Annotated in this window: 12 protein-coding genes; 10 read left to right on the top strand and 2 right to left on the bottom strand. The window is 40.2% G+C overall.

The window, feature by feature from the left end:
* Positions 1 to 171: 171 nt before the first annotated feature.
* The 4 genes from H5122_RS07965 to H5122_RS07950 all read left to right on the top strand — a co-directional run bounded on the left by H5122_RS07965 (position 172) and on the right by H5122_RS07950 (position 5,307).
* A complete protein-coding gene (locus tag H5122_RS07965; protein ID WP_007582016.1) occupies positions 172 to 660 on the top strand; it encodes a (2Fe-2S)-binding protein in 489 nt (162 codons plus the stop codon).
* A 12-nt stretch (positions 661 to 672) separates the two neighbouring features.
* The gene (locus H5122_RS07960; RefSeq protein ID WP_182681619.1) at positions 673 to 2,964 is read left to right on the top strand and encodes a xanthine dehydrogenase family protein molybdopterin-binding subunit; all 2,292 of its coding nucleotides are present in this window, start codon (positions 673 to 675) and stop codon (positions 2,962 to 2,964) included.
* Between the two features lie 186 nt (positions 2,965 to 3,150).
* Positions 3,151 to 4,122 (top strand): GTP 3',8-cyclase MoaA, encoded by a 972-nt coding sequence (gene moaA / locus H5122_RS07955; RefSeq protein WP_182681620.1) that lies wholly within the window; start codon positions 3,151 to 3,153, stop codon positions 4,120 to 4,122.
* A gap of 147 nt (positions 4,123 to 4,269) precedes the next feature.
* Positions 4,270 to 5,307 (top strand): GGDEF domain-containing protein, encoded by a 1,038-nt coding sequence (locus H5122_RS07950; RefSeq protein ID WP_182681621.1) that lies wholly within the window; start codon positions 4,270 to 4,272, stop codon positions 5,305 to 5,307.
* A gap of 10 nt (positions 5,308 to 5,317) precedes the next feature.
* On the opposite strand, the gene H5122_RS07945 is transcribed toward H5122_RS07950, so the two are convergent.
* A complete protein-coding gene (locus H5122_RS07945; RefSeq protein ID WP_182681622.1) occupies positions 5,318 to 6,256 on the bottom strand; it encodes a LysR family transcriptional regulator in 939 nt (312 codons plus the stop codon).
* A gap of 119 nt (positions 6,257 to 6,375) precedes the next feature.
* Between H5122_RS07945 and H5122_RS07940 the strand changes: the two genes are divergently transcribed.
* From H5122_RS07940 to H5122_RS07920, 5 genes are all read left to right on the top strand, one after another.
* On the top strand, positions 6,376 to 7,545 hold the full coding sequence (locus H5122_RS07940) for an efflux RND transporter periplasmic adaptor subunit (RefSeq protein WP_149593042.1): 1,170 nt from the start codon (positions 6,376 to 6,378) through the stop codon (positions 7,543 to 7,545).
* 9 nt (positions 7,546 to 7,554) lie between these two features.
* A complete protein-coding gene (locus tag H5122_RS07935) occupies positions 7,555 to 10,707 on the top strand; it encodes an efflux RND transporter permease subunit (protein WP_149593041.1) in 3,153 nt (1,050 codons plus the stop codon).
* Positions 10,700 to 12,112 carry a TolC family protein gene (locus H5122_RS07930; RefSeq protein WP_182681623.1) on the top strand — a complete coding sequence of 471 codons (1,413 nt, stop codon included), beginning with the start codon at positions 10,700 to 10,702 and terminating at the stop codon, positions 12,110 to 12,112. The genes H5122_RS07935 and H5122_RS07930 overlap by 8 nt, the downstream gene beginning before the upstream one ends.
* Before the next feature lie 10 nt (positions 12,113 to 12,122).
* Positions 12,123 to 13,151 carry a zinc-binding dehydrogenase gene (locus tag H5122_RS07925; protein ID WP_182681624.1) on the top strand — a complete coding sequence of 343 codons (1,029 nt, stop codon included), beginning with the start codon at positions 12,123 to 12,125 and terminating at the stop codon, positions 13,149 to 13,151.
* 339 nt (positions 13,152 to 13,490) lie between these two features.
* On the top strand, positions 13,491 to 15,746 hold the full coding sequence (locus tag H5122_RS07920) for an acyl-CoA dehydrogenase (protein ID WP_182681625.1): 2,256 nt from the start codon (positions 13,491 to 13,493) through the stop codon (positions 15,744 to 15,746).
* 186 nt (positions 15,747 to 15,932) lie between these two features.
* On the opposite strand, the gene H5122_RS07915 is transcribed toward H5122_RS07920, so the two are convergent.
* Positions 15,933 to 16,901, bottom strand: a complete 969-nt coding sequence (locus tag H5122_RS07915; protein ID WP_182681626.1) for an integron integrase — start codon at positions 16,899 to 16,901, stop codon at positions 15,933 to 15,935.
* A gap of 278 nt (positions 16,902 to 17,179) precedes the next feature.
* Here H5122_RS07915 and H5122_RS07910 point away from each other — a divergent pair, with 278 nt between their 5' ends.
* On the top strand, positions 17,180 to 17,563 hold the full coding sequence (locus H5122_RS07910; protein ID WP_182681627.1) for a hypothetical protein: 384 nt from the start codon (positions 17,180 to 17,182) through the stop codon (positions 17,561 to 17,563).
* The last annotated feature ends 3 nt before the right edge of the window (positions 17,564 to 17,566 follow it).

Below are 17,566 nucleotides of genomic sequence, written 5' to 3'. Positions count from 1 at the left end.
TAGCTGCGCTAACGCTATAGTGCAGTGGTTATGGTATTTAGCTGTTAATGTAGCTGATGCGGTAACTATATGTGTTATGGATTAGTAGTTACAACAATCTTAACTGTTATAACCTGCGTTTAAATTAAACAATTTAAACGCAGGTTATAAAGCTTAATCAAGGGGCAAGCTATGGTGACGTTTACAATTAATGGCAAGGTGGTTGAATCACACGCAAGTGAAGATACACCATTGTTATGGGTTATTCGCGATGAAATTGGATTAAAAGGGACGAAGTTTGGTTGCGGTATTGCAATGTGTGGTGCGTGTACGGTGCATTTAGATGGGCAAGCAACTCGCTCATGTGTTTTACCAATTGGCGCTATTGCAGGAAAAAACATTACCACAATTGAAGGGCTTAATAACGAACACCCACTTCAAAAAGCATGGGTTGAAGAGCAAGTACCACAGTGCGGTTACTGTCAGTCGGGGCAAATAATGCAAGCTGCTACATTACTGGCAGCTAATCCAAGTCCTTCAGATGAAGAAATAGTAAGCCATATGAATGGTAACTACTGTCGCTGTATGGCTTATAAACGTATTAAAACTGCTATTCAACGCGCTGCAGATGAGTCGCAAAGTGTCGTAAATATATTTGATCCAAATGCACAAGACGCTTAACTGGAGCCGATAATGAAAAAATTATTTCAAAAAAATAGCGAAACCGTTAATTTAAATCGTCGCTCGTTTATGATTGGCACTGCTAGCGCAGGCTTAGTCATGGCGTTTGCCCCTGCGTTATTTTCGGGTTCGCTCAGTGCAAAAGAATCAATTGCGCAACAAGCTTTTTCACCCACTATTTGGTGGACTATGAGCACCGACGGTGCCGTAGAAGTGAGTATTGCTAAAGCTGAAATGGGTCAACATATCGGTACTGCTCTTGCGCGTATTGTGGCTGATGAACTTGAATGTGATTGGGATAAAGTATCAATTACCTACGTAGATACTCATGAAAAATGGGGCTTTATGGTAACGGGTGGTTCGTGGTCTGTATTTCAAAGCTTTAAGCCATTATCTCAAGCCGGTGCTGCAGGTCGAATTGCATTAATAGAAGCTGGAGCTAAAATGCTCGGCGTGACTGCAGATAAATGTCGTGCTGAAAAGGGCTATATTATTGCAGGCGAAAAATCGGTTAGTTACGCAGAAATAGTTAAAAAAGGCGAGTTTAATCGTACATTTACAAGTGATGAAGTTGCAAACCTGCCACTAAAACCTGCTAATAAACGTCATTTAACAGGGCTTAAACAAGACTTTAAAGCGCTTGATATACCAGCCAAAACAAATGGTACAGCAGTATATGGGATAGATGTAGAAGTTAAAGGCATGCTGTACGCGCGTCCAGTTATTCCACCAACTCGTTATGGCAGCACAGTAACAAACGTTGACGATAGTGCAGCAAAAGCAATTACAGGTTACAAAGGCTATGAAATTTTAAATGACCCTAGTAACACAGTGCAAGGCTGGGTTGTTGTATTAGCTGATAGTTACCCAAGTGCCATTAAAGCAGTAGATGCTTTAAAGGTGAGTTACAAAAAGGGTGAGTCGGCAAATATATCTGAAGCTGATATTCAAAAAGAAGGTAAGCGATTATGCGAGCAACGCGACTCGGGCACTTTGTTTGTTGATGAAGGCGATATAAAGAAAACCCAAGCAGACGCTAGTGAGTCGTTAGAATCAATGTATACCACAGCGACAGCGAGCCATTATCAGCTAGAACCATTAAATGCGGTTGCAGAGTTTAAAGACGGAAATTGGATTATTCATACAGGTAACCAGTGGCAGTCACTTACGTTACCAGCGCTTGCTAAAGCACTCGATATAGAACAAAACAAAGTAATTATTCGTCCTTATTATTTAGGTGGTGGTTTTGGTCGTCGATTATTTGGTGATTGGACTGTACCTGCGGCTCTAACTGCAAAAGCAGTAGGTAAACCAGTAAAACTGGTATTTACACGAGCAGACGATAGTTTATTCGATCAGTCTCGCTCTGCATCTGCTGCAAAAATGACGGCGTCGTTTGATAAAAATGGTACATTCACAGGAATGGAACATGCATTTGCTGCTGGTTGGCCTACTAAAGCTATGGCACCAGGGTTTTTATCACCGGGTGTTGATGGCAAAGGTAAATTTGATGCATTTTCGGCATCAGGCGCTGATCACTGGTATAGCATGAGCAGTCATCGTGCACGCGCTATTAATAACGAAGTTGCTCAAAGCACCTTTACTCCAGGTTGGTTACGTTCAGTAGGGCCAGGCTGGATTGCATGGAGTCTTGAGTCGTTTATTGATGAAATTGCCCATAAGCAAGGCAAAGATCCTGTTCAATTTAGAATTGAAATGTTAGATGGTAAAGGCAAGCAAGCGGGTAAAGCGCCTGAGAGCGTTGGCGGAGCACTGCGCTTACGTAATGTGCTTAAAACGGTGTCTGACAAAGTAGCTTCTGTAAAATTGGCGAAAGACGAAGGCATTGGTTTTTCTGTAAGCTCAGGGCAAGAACGTACAATGCCAGCATGGCTTGCAACCGCAGCGCATGTTCACGTTAACCGTGATAGTGGTAAAATAACGCTTAAAAAGCTTTATGTTGTTGTAGATGCGGGCTTAATAGTTCACCCTGATGGCGCACTGGCGCAAATTGAAGGGTCGTTACTATGGGGCAGCAGCCTTGCATTGCATGAGTCAAATACGTATAAAGATGGACAGGTATCAGCGACTAACTTTAATACTTATTTACCGCTAAGAATGCAAGATGTGCCAGATATGGACATCGAGTTTTTACAAAGCGATGAGTTTCCAGTTGGTTTAGGTGAGCCAGGCGTGATAGGGGTTGCTCCTGCTATTGGTAATGCAGTGTTTAATGCTGTAGGCGTTCGTTTACGCGACCTACCAATGAAGCCAAGCGAACTTAAAAAAGGCTTAGAAGCGTAAAACAAAAATAATTAAAGGGGTATGCTTTAGGCTGCCCCTTTAAGTTATTAAATATATTTATGTAATTATTATTTATGTATCAATATGTAGCGTTGTTTATACCAATTCGCTTAATTAAACGATTAAGTATTATTGCAAATTGGTATCAGGTTGTTATTACGTGTTGATATTAGTTAAGGTTTATTTATGCTAATCGACCCAACAGGGCGAGAGTTTAGTTACTTACGTTTGTCTATTACGGATGTATGTAATTTTAAGTGTGTTTATTGTTTACCAGATGGTTATCAGGGCGGTCACGACCGTGGCTTTCTCACAATTGATGAAATTAGCAACACGCTTAAAGCGTTTGCACACCATGGTATTGAAAAAGTAAGGATCACTGGCGGAGAGCCAACCCTTAGAAAAGACTTTATAGATGTTGTTCGCGCGGCAAAAGATTTTGCGGGCATAAAAAAAATTGCAATGACCACCAATGGTTTTTCTCTTCATAAGAATATTCATGACTGGGTAGATGCAGGCTTAAACGCCATTAATGTAAGCATTGATAGTTTAGACTCACGCATGTTTAACACCATTACTGGGCATGACAAATTTACCTCAGTAATGAAAGGTATTGATACTGCGCTTGAAACGGGTATTGATTCAGTAAAAATAAACAGCGTGCTGATGAAGCAATACAACGCAAAAGAGTTTGATACATTTTTAAATTGGGTTAAACACCGCCCCGTCACCATCCGCTTTATAGAATTGATGCAAACAAACGACAACAAAGCCTTTTTTGATGCTAACCATGTTTCTGGGCAAGTTTTAAAAACTCAGCTACTACAAACGGGCTGGCAGCAAGTTGCGCGTAGTGCATCAGCAGGTCCTGCTCAAGAGTTTGCTCATCCTGATTATCAAGGCAGAATTGGTTTAATAATGCCTTACAGTAACGACTTTTGTAGTACCTGTAATCGACTAAGGGTTACAGCAAAAGGAAATCTGCACTTGTGTTTGTTTTCTGAAGAGGGTATTTCGCTAAGAGAATATATGAACGACAGTTCGAATAGTGAATTAATGGCATTGTTATCTCGTTATATTAAAACTAAAAAGCCAACTCATCTTTTGCATCAAGGTAATACGGGCATCACCACTAATTTATCTATGTTAGGTGGTTAATTTTTAGAACTAATTTGTAAACAAAAACACCAAACGTGTCCCTAAATCACCAATAAAAGGGTTTGTTTACATGGTTTTAGAGCAACAAAGCTTGTTAAATTGTATTTTCACGTTAAACTTACTTTTTATTTTTATTAAGTGATTAGAATGGATATAGCGGCCCTTAATAGCACTAAATCATTAAGAAAGGACGTCCTGAGAGGGATGTGTCTTTGTTTTGGTTTTTTATCGCTAGTATTTGCGAGTGTTAATTTGACCGTAAATAATTTTCCATTGCTAGGCTATATCGAAATCTGTTTTTCTATTTATTGTATATTTACTTATATTTCACTTAAACGCCGCCCATTACAGTTTTGGCAATCCGTTGTAATGTGCGCACTTATCACATTCATCGTTATTTTGGGCACATCTTTGGCGTCGCCTCGTAACGGTGTGTATGTATGGTCGTTTGCATTACCTATTTTGTACTACCTACTATTGGGTAAACAATATGGTGTAATTTTCTCTGCAAATTTATTAGTGATCCAAGTGTTTATTTTAGGTAGTCAGTCTACTCTTGCCCCTTTTGAGACTTTTAACTTATCTCTTAATCTACTCTGTGCTTATTTAAGTATTTGGGCGATTTCTCATGTTTTTGAAGGAAGTCGTTCACACTTTTCAAGGCGACTTAAAAATTTAGCGTTACTTGACCCACTAACGGGGGCAGGCAATCGCCTTTCAATGAACCACTACTTTGAAGTAGAACTACAAGATAAGTCACAGTTATATTTATTCTTACTTGATTTAGATTTTTTTAAACAAGTAAATGATGAGTATGGCCATGGTGTGGGTGACCAAGTACTTGTCGAAGTGGCTACCTTATTAAGAGTTATGCTGGGAAGAGGGTATGTATTTAGAGTCGGCGGTGAGGAGTTTGCTTTATTTAGCTCTTTTGAAAATGATGAGGCCGCGCTGAAAACCGCTGAACAAATAAGAGCACGTTTTGAAAATACCACATTCGACATTGACGGCCTTGCAATCAATGTTACAACCAGTATTGGTGTCGCAAAATTTAAAAGTACCAATTCATTGGAAAGCTTTGTAAACCAAGCAGATAAACAGTTATACAAAGCAAAGCAATTTGGTCGCAATAAAGTGTATTGTAAGTTTAAAAAAGAAAATGATTACCAGGCAGTTGTTGCGTAAGTCGTGCTATTTAGTACATTTGTTCAAAGTTAGGGATGCCGTTTTCCCAAATCGGTTTATCTTTTCCTAAATGCTCGCGCACAGCATCAAAAAATAATCGAGTTCTTACTGGTAAATCTCGATGCGGATATACGGCATACATCGCGCTAAACTCCATCAGTTTTACGTCGGTCAATAAAGGCACTAACTTACCTTGTATTACTTCATCACCAATAATAAATGCAGGGGCGACAAAGTAAGTTGTACCCGATAATGTTTTCATTAACAATGACTCGGCATCATTAGCACGAAACACACTTTTTATTTTTTGCTCGCAGCGCTCACCTTTACTATCGTAATAATCAATTGTTTCTACTCGAATAGAGTTACTGGCATAGCTTGCTGCTGGTAATTTCGCTAACTCTTCCATTGTTTTTGGCATACCATAAGTTTCAATAAACTGTGGCGCAGCTAAAATTAATAATCGATTACGCGCTATTTTACGTGCAATAAGTGACGAGTCTTTAGGCTCTCCTACACGAAAAGCCAAATCAAATCCTTCAGAGACTATGTCTACTAATCTGTCGTCTAAGCGCAGTTCAACTTCTACTTGCGGAAAGCGTTTTTGAAAATCATTAAGTACAGGTTGTAAATAACGACGACCAATAAGTGTTGATGAAGTGATTTTTAAAACGCCGCGCGGCTCTAAATGGTAGTTTTCAGCCATGCGCACGGTTTCGCCGAGCAGCTCTCTAAGCTCTGCGGCTTTTTTGATCATTTCGGCGCCTGCCGCTGTGAGCGAAAATGAACGGGTAGTTCGGTTAAGTAACCTAACGCCTAACTCATCCTCTAAACGGCTAATTTGTTTAGATATAACAGAGCGATCTATGTTGCGTATTTCTGCAGCTTTAGCAAAAGAGCCTTGCTCAACTACTTCAAGTAACATTAAAAGTCGACTTGTTGTATCCATTATTACACCTTAACTAATCTATTGATGCCATTTTGGCATTAATGAATTTAAAAATCTATGGTTTTTACACACGGGTTTAATCCGTATTATGCGAGGCTAATCAACAATGGAGCGTCTTCATGAACAAACATCTAATTGCTGCTGCACTTACTGCGGCATCTTTAACACTTGCGGGTTGTGCTGATGAGAGCACAGCTCAATCAGCACCTGCACAGCAACTTCAACCAATTGATGTAGCACAGGTGCTTGTTAAGCCGGTACAAAGCTGGCACACATATACAACTCGTTTAGAGTCTCCACAAGAAGTTGCTTTAATGCCGCGTGTATCAGGAATCATCGATAGCATTGAATTTAAAGAAGGCGACGTGGTTAAGCAAGGCGATGTTTTATTTCAATTAGATGCACGCCCATTTGCAGCGGTTGTTGCAAGCTTAAAAGCACAAATTAAAAGTGCAGAAGCCGCACTTGAACAAGCTAAAAGTGAAGACAAACGTGCTGTACGCTTATTAGACCGTAAGGCAATCTCAACTGAGCAAGCACAAGCGCGTACTTCAACACTGCGCCAACGCGAAGCACAGCTTTCTGCACTGCAAGCACAACTTACTTCAGCAGAGCTTGATTTAGAATTTACGTCAGTAGTATCACCCATTGACGGCATTATTTCTCGTGCAAATATTACTAAAGGTAATAACGTACTTGCGGGTCAAAGCGTATTAACATCGATTGTTTCAAACCAAGCTATGTACGCTTATTTTGATGTTGATGAACGCACATGGAATAGCTCTTTTAATGATGTTACTGCTGCGAGCCATCAAACTGTTGTAATGCAAAAAGTTGGTCAAAGTGATTTTGCATACAAAGGCTACATTAACTTTATTGATAACCAAATTAATTCATCAACGGGCACATTACGTGTACGTGCAGTATTTGATGAAGATAGTAATCAACTTCGAGCTGGTTCATTTGCACGCATTAAGTTAGCGGCTAATGAAGTGAGTGAAAAAGTTATTATTCCTGAGCGTGCAATTGGTACCGACCTTAAAAATCGTTTTGTATTAACCGTTGGCGAAAACAACGTACTTGAATACAAACTAATTACTATTGGTGAGCGTTACGGTGCATTACGTGCGGTTACTTCAGGCCTTAGCAAAGGTGATGTAATCGCAGTAAATGGTCCTGCTCGCGTTGGTCCTGGTATGCCAATCTCTCCTCAAACAGTAACAATTGATACAAGCGGTGTGGCATTTACATTGTCAAACGACAACGCACAACTTGTGGCTAAGCAATAAGGTTTATTGATGAAATTTTCGCATTTCTTTATACAGCGCCCAATATTTGCGGCCATGCTATCGTTGGTTATTTTAATTGCTGGTGGCATATCACTATTCCAACTTCCAGTAAGTGAATACCCAGAAGTAGTTCCTCCTACAGTGGTTGTTACTGCAAGTTACCCGGGTGCTAACCCTACCGTTATTGCGCAAACAGTGGCAACACCGCTGGAGCAAGAAATTAACGGCACTGAAAACATGTTATATATGTTTTCGCAAGGTACCAGTGATGGCCGTATGACACTAACGGTAACCTTTGCGTTAGGTACCGATTTAGACCGTGCTCAAGTACAAGTTCAAAACCGTGTAAACAGTGCACTTCCACGCTTGCCAGAAGAAGTACAACGTTTAGGTGTTGTGGCTGAAAAGTCATCACCCGATTTAACCATGGTGGTGCATTTATATTCACCTGAAAAAACGCACGACACAGCTTACTTATCTAATTATGCTGATTTAAACATTAAAGATGAAATTGCGCGCTTACCAGGCGTAGGTGATATTCGCTTATTCGGTGGCGGTAAATACTCAATGCGAGTATGGCTTAACCCAGATGCACTTGCTGCACGCGAATTAACAGCAACAGATGTAGTAACAGCGCTTCGATCGCAAAACCAGCAAGTTGCTGCAGGTAGCTTAGGCGCGCAACCTATTTCAAACGACAATCAATTTCAAATATTGTTAAACGTTAAAGGTCGTTTAAACAGTATTGAAGAATTTGAACAAGTTATTATTAAAGTAGGCGACGAAGGTCAGTTAACGCGCTTATCTGATATAGCCCGTGTTGATTTAGGTCAAGACACTTACGCACTGCGTGCAGAGCTTGATAACCAACCAGCTCTTGCAATGCCAATATTCCAACGCCCAGGTTCAAACGCTATTGAGCTTTCTGATCAAGTACGCGAAACAATGGCGCGCTTATCTAAAGATTTCCCTACCGGTGTTGAATACGACATTGTGTACGACCCAACGGTATTTGTTCGCGGCTCAATTGACGCGGTAATTGCAACGTTGCTTGAAGCAATTGTACTGGTAGTTATTGTTGTTATTGTATTTTTACAAACGTGGCGTGCATCAATTATTCCGTTAATTGCCGTGCCTATTTCACTCATTGGTACGTTTGCTGTAATGCAGTGGTTAGGTGTCTCAATTAACACCTTGTCGTTGTTTGGTTTAGTATTAGCCATAGGTATTGTTGTAGACGATGCGATTGTAGTTGTTGAAAACGTAGAGCGTAATATCGAAAATGGTTTATCGCCTCTTGAAGCAACCCGCGTTGCAATGAGCGAAGTAACAGGCCCTATTATTGCCATTGCATTAGTACTAAGTGCTGTATTTATTCCTACTGCGTTTATTACCGGTTTATCAGGTCAGTTTTATAAGCAATTTGCCCTTACGATTACAATTTCGACGATTATCTCAGCGTTTAACTCATTAACGTTATCGCCTGCGCTTGCTGCATTGCTACTAAAATCGCACGATGCAAAACCAGATGCGTTCACGCGTTTACTTAATAAATTGTTTGGTCGTTGGTTATTTAAACCATTTAACCGCGTATTTAATCGTGGTGCAAAAGGCTACGAAAAACTGGTACAAAAACTAATCCGTATGACCGTTGTTGTAATGGTGGCTTACATTGCACTTGTTGGCGGCACAATTAAGTTATTTGATACCGTACCAGGTGGCTTTATTCCGCAGCAAGATAAACAGTATTTAGTGGCTATTGCGCAGTTACCTGACGCTTCAAGCCTTGATCGTACTGAAGACGTACTTGCTCAAATGCAACAAATTGCACTAGAAGTACCAGGCGTTGCAAATACTGTTGCATTCCCAGGTTTATCGGTTAACGGTTTTACCAATAGCCCTAACAGCGGTATTGTATTTACACCACTTGAAAGCTTTGACAAACGTACCGACCCGAGCCAATCAGCGATGGCGATAGCGGCGCAGTTGAATAAACGTTTTGCTGCCATTGATGAGGCATTTGTAGCGGTATTTCCACCGCCGCCAATTCAAGGTTTGGGCACTACCGGTGGTTTTAAACTGCAAATAGAAGACAGAGCTAACAAAGGTTTTGAAGCACTATTTAATAGCCTGCAAGCCGTTATTGGTAAAGCGCAACAAGACCCTGCATTAATGGGCCTGTACTCAAGTTTCCGTATCCAAGTTCCACAAATGGATATTGATATTGACCGTGAGCAAGCGCTTATTCAAGGTATTCCACTTGATGAAGTATTTAATGCTCTGCAAATTTATTTAGGCTCTGTGTACGTAAATGACTTTAATATGTTTGGCCGTACGTACCAAGTAAATGCACAGGCTGATGCTGACTACCGCTTAGACCCTGATCAAATACTTAATTTAAAAGTACGTAATCGCTCAGGTAATATGGTGCCCTTAGGCTCTGTATTAACAGTAACACCAACAATTGGTCCTGACCGTGTTATGCATTACAACGGTTACCCAAGTGCAGAACTAAATGGTAGCCCAGCGCCAGGTTATAGCTCTGATCAAGCACAAGTTGCTATTGAAAAAGTACTCGCAGACACACTACCAACAGGTATTGAATATGAGTGGACTGAAGTAACGTACCAACAAGTACTTGCCGGTAACACCATGGTTTATGTATTCCCGTTAGTTGTATTACTTGTATTTATGGTACTTGCAGCGCAGTACGAGAGCTTACGTTTACCACTGGCAATTATATTAATTGTACCAATGACTATTTTCTCAGCCTTGTTGGGCGTGTGGTTTGTTGGCTCTGACAACAACATATTCACCCAAATAGCGCTCATAGTTCTGGTCGCGTTGGCTTCTAAAAATGCGATATTGATGGTTGAGTTTGCAAAAGATAGACACGACTCAGGCTTATCGCACTTAGAGGCAATACTTGAGGCATGTCGTATGCGCTTGCGCCCAATATTAATGACCTCAATTGCATTTACAGCAGGTGTTGTACCGTTAGTACTTGCCACCGGTGCAGGCGCCGAAATGCGACACGCAATGGGTAACGCAGTATTCTCAGGGATGATAGGTGTAACCGTGTTTGGCCTATTGTTTACGCCGGTATTTTATATGTTAGTGACTAACAAAAAAGAGAAAGCGCAGGAGAATACTCATGACTAAATTAATGCAAAAAAGACTTAAAACAAGTCTGACTGCCAGTGCAGTATTAGTCGCTGCGTTTTTAGCCGGGTGTGCGAGTAAAATAGACACCATGAGCGAGCAAAAAGCCGTTAACGAATTTGTTGCCAAAGCTAATATTGCTAGTAACGTTAGCGTTGCTGATGAAACAAACTGGTGGAAAAAGCTTAATTCTGATCAACTAAATGAGCTTGTTACTGGTGCGCTTGCAAATAACTATAATTTGCAAACAAGCCAGCTAACACTTAAAAGTGCATTAGCGCGACTAGGAGAGCAAAAAGCCCAGTACCTTCCGCAAGGTGGCGTAAATGTTGGCGCAGCTCGAAGCGATGCACCAAGCGTGTTTGACCGCCAATCAAGTGCAAATGTTGCTCTTGATTGGCAGCTAGATTTATTTGGTCGCATAACAGCGTTGGTTGATGCTGCAAATGCATCAGCCATGAGCCAAGCAGAGCAAGTACGCTTATTACAAATTGAAGTAGTTTCGTCAGTTGTTAAAGGCTTTGTAAGTTATCAAGGCAATGTTGAAAAACAACACATTGTTACGCTTCAAATTGAAGCGCTTGAGCAAAGTATTGACGTTCTTCAAGCCCGTGTTGACGAAGGTGTCGCAAACGAACTTGATTTAAACCGTACGATGGCGCAGCTTAGGCAGCAACAAGCATTAATGCCTGCTATTGAGTATGCAAAATACAGCGATTTATCTGCTCTTGCAGTACTAAGCGGTAAGCTAGCGCAAAATATTGCTATTGAAAACGAGCAAGGCGTGCTTGAACGTGACTTTAGCGTAGCACTAAAAAACGCTAATAATGCCATTGCCTTACGTCCAGATATTGGCCGTGCACTGTTTGACTTTAGCCAAGCAAATAGTTTAAGTGTTGCAGCTAGCAAAGCGTTATTACCAGATATTAGCTTATCTGCATTTGCAGGGGTTGTGAGTATAGACAGCACAGGCTTAAAAAATACCGATCAGCAGTGGCAAGTAGCGCCGCAGTTACAATGGTCGTTATTAAGCTACCCAGCATTATTAGCACAGCGCGACGCACAGCAGTTTTTAAGTGAAGCCGCATACAGCGATTATCAACAAGTGGTATTAAGTGCACTAAGTGAAAGTGAACTTTCACTGCAATTGTTGGTCAATCAGGCACAGCAAAAACGCTTTGCCGATGAGCGCTATGACTTTGCTAATAAAGCATTTTTACAAGCACAAGCAATGTATGAAGAAGGTCAAATTCCTTACCTTGAGTTGTTAGATGCGCGCCAGGATGTTTTAATAGCACAAGAAAATGCTGTTGAAACAACAATTTCTTCACTGCTTGCCAAAGTAAATGCTTACCAGTCATTTAATGGCCAATGGAGTTATGCGTTAAACGACACTAATAAGTAGAGTTATATTGATGCCAAATACTGAAAATTTACATGAATACATTATCCCGCATACAATGCGCGCTATTGTACTGCCAGAACCAAATGAAGCAATTGACTTAGCGGATGCTGAGCTGCCTGTTCCAGACTGTGCAGATAACGAGCTGCTTGTAAAAGTAGAGTACGTTGGTTTAAATCCAGTTGATGGTCAATTTGCTAAAACAGGCTTTTGTAAGTGGCAGTATCCACACATTTTAGGCTTAGATGCCGTAGGTGTTGTGGTTAAAGCTAATAAAGGTGTGTTTCCAAATGTTGGCCAGCGGGTTATGTGGCATGCCAACATTGGTGAGCAAGGTGCTTTGAGCGAATACACCAAAGTACCTAACTTTGCAGTGTCGGTTGTGCCAAGCGGTTTAAATCCGGCCATAGCAGCAACACTTCCATGCGCCGGTATGGCAGCACTTATCAGCTTAGATAAAATAGGCATTAGTGAAGGCGATACTATTTTTATTGAAGGCGGAGCCGGAGCGGTAGGGCAGTTTGCTATTCAATATGCAAAACAGCGTGGTGCAGATGTATTTACCACCGCATCAAAGCGTAACCATAAATTGGTTAAGCAGCTAGGCGCTGATGTGGTTTTTGACTATAGCGATAAAAAGCTATGCGAAAAAATCCGCAGAGAACTTGGCCCGCAAGGCTTTGATGCGGTTATTGATACGATAGGTGGTGAGTGTACTCAGCGTAATATTGAGTTAATGCGTTTTTGCGGACGTATTGCCTGCTTAAATCCGCTACCTTGTTTTGATCAAGACTTAATGTATCACCGAGCGCCGAATATTAGCGTTGTATCGATTGGTGGTGCATGGCTTGCTAATAGTTTATGCGCACAACAACGCTTGAGCTTTATGGGCAACCTGTTACTTGAAGGAGTTGTTAGTGGCGACATTAAATACCCAGAAATAACGCCCGTAGACTTTAGTGCTGAGTCAGTATCGCAAGCGCTTAATAAACAACTTGCTGGTGGTTTTACCGGCAAACAAGTTGTTAAAGTTGCTAACTGAAGCGCTTATACAATGTGATTTAAATTTAAGTAGTTTTAGTTAGATTAACTGATAATGTAGCCTCTATAAATTGAATAAAAACGTAGCCTATTTGTGCTGCGTTTTTTTATGCCCATCAGAAAATAGATACAGCGCTAGGATTTTTGCTGTTTTATTCATCATTTTAGTCAAAATACTTTTTTTCAGCGTACAACTGTAAGCCTTTGTGTTTCAACAGTTTACGTTCAGGTAAAGAAAATAAATTGAAAAAACTGTTAATTAATTGAATAGAGTAATTGATCTAAACGATTTTTTATGACGTAATGTAGGTATTATTTAGCTGGTCGGATGAGTTCAATCATGAGTTTACGTACAAAACTAAAAAAAGTATTACCAAGTATTTCTATCACAGAACAAGAAGCGCTAGACGCGGGTGATGTATGGCTTGAAGGTTCTATCTACCAAGGTAAACCTGATTTCAGTGCACTTCGCGACGTACCTGCTGCTACATTAAGCGCAGACGAGCAAGCATTCTTAGACGGTCCAGTAAAAGAGTTATTGGGCATGATTGACGATTCAGTGATTCAAAACGGCATTCATTTACCAAATGACATCTTAGAGTTTTTGAAAAAAGAGCGTTTTTTCTCGCTTATCATTCCTAAGTCGTTTGGTGGTTTAGAGTTTAGCCCTTATGCAAACTCTACCATTGTTGGCACAATTGCGACTAAAAGCTCAGCAGTTGCGGTAACCGTAATGGTTCCTAACTCGTTAGGCCCAGGTGAGTTATTACTTCACTTTGGTACGCAAGAACAACAAGCACATTACTTACCACGCCTAGCAAATGGTACAGACATTCCATGTTTTGCATTAACAAGCCCAGAAGCGGGTTCTGATGCAGGTGGTATTCCTGATGTTGGTAAAGTAACTAAAGGTATGTACAACGGCGAAGAAGTCCTTGGTTTAGAAATTACCTGGGACAAGCGCTACATTACACTTGCACCTATTGCTACCGTACTTGGTTTAGCATTTAAAGTAGTTGACCCTGATGGTCTGCTAGGTGGTAAAGAAAACCTAGGCATTACCTGTGCACTTATTCCTAAAGAGCACCCAGGTGTTGAGCTTGGTAATCGCCACGACCCAATGGGTATTCGTTTTTACAACGGTACTACACGTGGTAACAAAGTATTTGTACCAATAGATTTTGTTATTGGTGGACAGAAAAACATCGGCCGTGGTTGGCAAATGCTGGTTAGCTGTTTAGGTGCTGGCCGTGGTATTTCATTACCTGCGCTAGGTGTTAGTACAGCACAAGTTGCATTTAAATCAGCATCTGAATACGCAGCAGTGCGTGAACAGTTTGGTTTAGCCATTGGTCAGTTTGAAGGTATTCAAGAAAAACTAGCCGACATTGCAGGTAAAACATACCTACAAGAAGCAATGCGCGTACTTACAACTGAAGGCTTAGGCATGGGTTTAAAACCATCAGTAGTAACCGCAATTGCTAAATACCATATGACAGAGCTTGGTCGCGACGTGCTTGATTCAGCAATGGATATTCAAGCAGGTAAAGCGATTCAAAACGGTCCACAAAATACATTAGCAAGCGGTTATGTTGCTCAGCCGATTGCCATTACGGTAGAAGGCGCGAACATTCTTACACGTAACCTAATGATCTTTGGTCAAGGTGTTATGCGTTGTCACCCATATTTACAATCTATGGTTGAGTCAATTCACAGTGAAGACAAAGGCGCAGATAAAGAATTTAACGGCATTTTGCGTAAAACAATCGGCTACAGCACAGCAAACAGCTTACGTGCTTTCCGCCTTGGTGTTTTACCATTTACAGCAAGTGCTAATTCTGAATTACCAGAAGTACGTGACTACGAAAAAGCAGTACATAAATTATCTGCAAAACTTGCAGTGTACGCAGACTTTTCGTTACTGGTACTTGGCGGTAAGTTAAAACAAGCAGAAATGCTATCGGCACGTTTAGGCGATGTAATGAGCTTCTTATATGCAGCTATGGCATCAATTAAATACTACGAGCAAAAAGTATCAAGTAGTGACCGTGAGCAAGCAGCGCCGTATTTCCATTACGCGACTCGTTTTGCACTACAAAGTGCTGAAGAAGCATTGCATAAGTTTTTAGATAACTTCCCTGCAAGTGGTACACGTAAGTTTATTCGTTTCATTACAATGAACTACTCAACTAAAATGCCAAAAATTAGCGACGATTTAATCCGCGAACTAGCTAAGCAAGCTCAGCTAGATACCGCATTTAAAGCGCAAATCACGCATTTAGTTAAACCAGTAGTGGGCGATGGCCATCATATTAATGAGCAAGCTTACAAAGCTAAAATGGCATCACTTGGCGAGCTGGCTAAAGTTAAAAAAGCATTACGTGCTAAAGTAATTAAGCCAGGTGCACGTTTTAACATTACACTTGATAACGCATTAGCGGCAAACGTAATCACGCAAGCTGAACACGTTCAGTTAATTGATTACAACATCAAACGTGAAAAAGCGATTCGTGTAGATGAGTTCGATTTTGATATGAACATACTAGACGATAACGCACAGCCGATTAATCCGCTTAAAAGCGTAGTTAATCAGTAAGCTAAAGTAATTATATTCAATGATGCAAAGCGCCCGCAGTATCGGCGCTTTTATTTTTGAGTAAAAAATTAGTGTGGAGCCCCGCTTGTGTAAAAACAAGCGGGGCTTTTTTATGTGTTATTTAAAGTAGATGACGGTATTGGTTTGAAAGTGAGTATGTATGCTTAGAGGATTAAAAAGAGACGCTTATAATCTTGAAAAAGGGCTAATAACACCATTAGCACCTTGTTGTAGTACATGGGTATAAATTTGTGTAGTTTTAACATCAGAATGGCCAAGCTGAGCTTGAACAGTTCTTATATCGGCGCCATTTTGCAGCAAGTGCGTAGCGAATGAGTGTCTTAATGTATGAGGTGTTATTATTTTTGTTAACCCTGATTTTTGGACGGCTTTTTTAATCTCTTTTCTAATACAAGAGTGATGAAAATGATGTCGCCTTATTTCACCACTTTGAGGATCTGAACTTAATATATGAGAAGGAAATAAATATTGCCACGCAAGCGATTTTGCGGCACTTGGATATTTTTTTGTTAAAGCATATGGCATCCATACGCCAGAATATTTAGTATTATTTAAATCCAGTTTTAAATAGTCATCAACGTTCAAAATTTGATTTCTCAGCATAGGAATTAGCTCTGTGGCCAGCGTAACAATGCGGTGTTTATTACCTTTTCCATTCCATACTTGAATGCATTTATAATCAAAATCAATATCTTTTACTCTTAATTGCACCGCTTCCATTACTCTTAAGCCACTTCCATACATAAGGGCTGCAATTAAATAATAGCGCTTATTTAAATGAGCCATCAACATTTTAACTTCCTCTGGGGTCATCACTACAGGGAGCTTTGCTTGTTTTTTACTACGGGCAAAATTTAAATTTAATGAGAGTTCTTTTTTTATTATGTGCTTGTATAAAAATGACAATGAATTGAGTGCGGTGGCTTGCGTACGTGGTGCAACGTTTTGCTTTAACACTAAATGTTCTAAGTAGCGTTCGACTTCATTGTCCCCCATTGAGGCGGGATGGCGTTTATTATGAAAATGGATATAAGATGCAATCCATCTTAGGTAGGTATCTACGGTGCGTAATGAATACTGACGTACTAACATATAATCGGCTATATAATTTAAAAATGGGGAACGTGTTTTCATACTATTACCAATAATGGCGCTGTTTTTATATACAGTATAGTTGTGATGCACACATATTCAAGAAAATGAGCGGCGAGCGCATTTTCTCTTTTATTGAGAGTTTGAATGCTAATAAAAATTATATATAGCAATGTGTTAAGTTATTTGGTAAAAATGATTTATAAAATACATGAGCGTATCGTTGGCAGAAATATGCGCGATGAGCGCACTATTAAATTGTTAGCATTATCGAGATTCTCGATTCCAATAATATTTATCAACATCACAAAGGAAGTAAAATGGAAACTTTTAAAGCATCAGTACAATACAACGATCTAATAGGTAGTGCCGCAGCAGATAAAGCTGATATGGAGCATGCTAGTAAATGGTTAGAAGACCAAGGACACATTACTAAAGGTGAGTATGTTCTAGGTATTTCTATGTGGGCTGGTGAAAATCATGGAACTCACAGAGATCCTGTTAGTGTTAAGTTTATTGTTTCGGGCTTAAATGGTTATAGCAATATTCCAGAAATGATTGAGGCAACCAAAGATAACTTAAATGTTAAGGAAATCCGTATTGACATGCCTGTTGTAGATTTTTTTGCTTTGTTTAAGAGATTTGAAGTCACTTTATCTAATAAAGGTTTATTAGAAGGTACGACATATTCAACTACAGAGTAAATA

Source organism: Pseudoalteromonas sp. SG43-8, assembly GCF_014164245.1.
Lineage (GTDB): Bacteria > Pseudomonadota > Gammaproteobacteria > Enterobacterales > Alteromonadaceae > Pseudoalteromonas > Pseudoalteromonas distincta.
The sequence above is the reverse complement of the archived record's forward strand: the minus strand, read 5'-3'. Positions and strand labels throughout refer to the sequence as shown.

Excerpts from the sequence above, each read along its gene's own strand:
- H5122_RS07940 (WP_149593042.1), top strand. The coding sequence starts at position 6,376 with ATGAACAAACATCTAATTGCTGCTGCACTTACTGCGGCATCTTTAACA.
- H5122_RS07910 (WP_182681627.1), top strand. The coding sequence starts at position 17,180 with ATGGAAACTTTTAAAGCATCAGTACAATACAACGATCTAATAGGTAGT.
- H5122_RS07925 (WP_182681624.1), top strand. The coding sequence starts at position 12,123 with ATGCCAAATACTGAAAATTTACATGAATACATTATCCCGCATACAATG.
- H5122_RS07915 (WP_182681626.1), bottom strand. The coding sequence starts at position 16,901 with ATGAAAACACGTTCCCCATTTTTAAATTATATAGCCGATTATATGTTA.
- H5122_RS07960 (WP_182681619.1), top strand. The coding sequence starts at position 673 with ATGAAAAAATTATTTCAAAAAAATAGCGAAACCGTTAATTTAAATCGT.
- H5122_RS07920 (WP_182681625.1), top strand. The coding sequence starts at position 13,491 with ATGAGTTTACGTACAAAACTAAAAAAAGTATTACCAAGTATTTCTATC.
- moaA (WP_182681620.1), top strand. The coding sequence starts at position 3,151 with ATGCTAATCGACCCAACAGGGCGAGAGTTTAGTTACTTACGTTTGTCT.
- H5122_RS07950 (WP_182681621.1), top strand. The coding sequence starts at position 4,270 with ATGGATATAGCGGCCCTTAATAGCACTAAATCATTAAGAAAGGACGTC.
- H5122_RS07930 (WP_182681623.1), top strand. The coding sequence starts at position 10,700 with ATGACTAAATTAATGCAAAAAAGACTTAAAACAAGTCTGACTGCCAGT.
- H5122_RS07945 (WP_182681622.1), bottom strand. The coding sequence starts at position 6,256 with ATGGATACAACAAGTCGACTTTTAATGTTACTTGAAGTAGTTGAGCAA.
- H5122_RS07965 (WP_007582016.1), top strand. The coding sequence starts at position 172 with ATGGTGACGTTTACAATTAATGGCAAGGTGGTTGAATCACACGCAAGT.
- H5122_RS07935 (WP_149593041.1), top strand. The coding sequence starts at position 7,555 with ATGAAATTTTCGCATTTCTTTATACAGCGCCCAATATTTGCGGCCATG.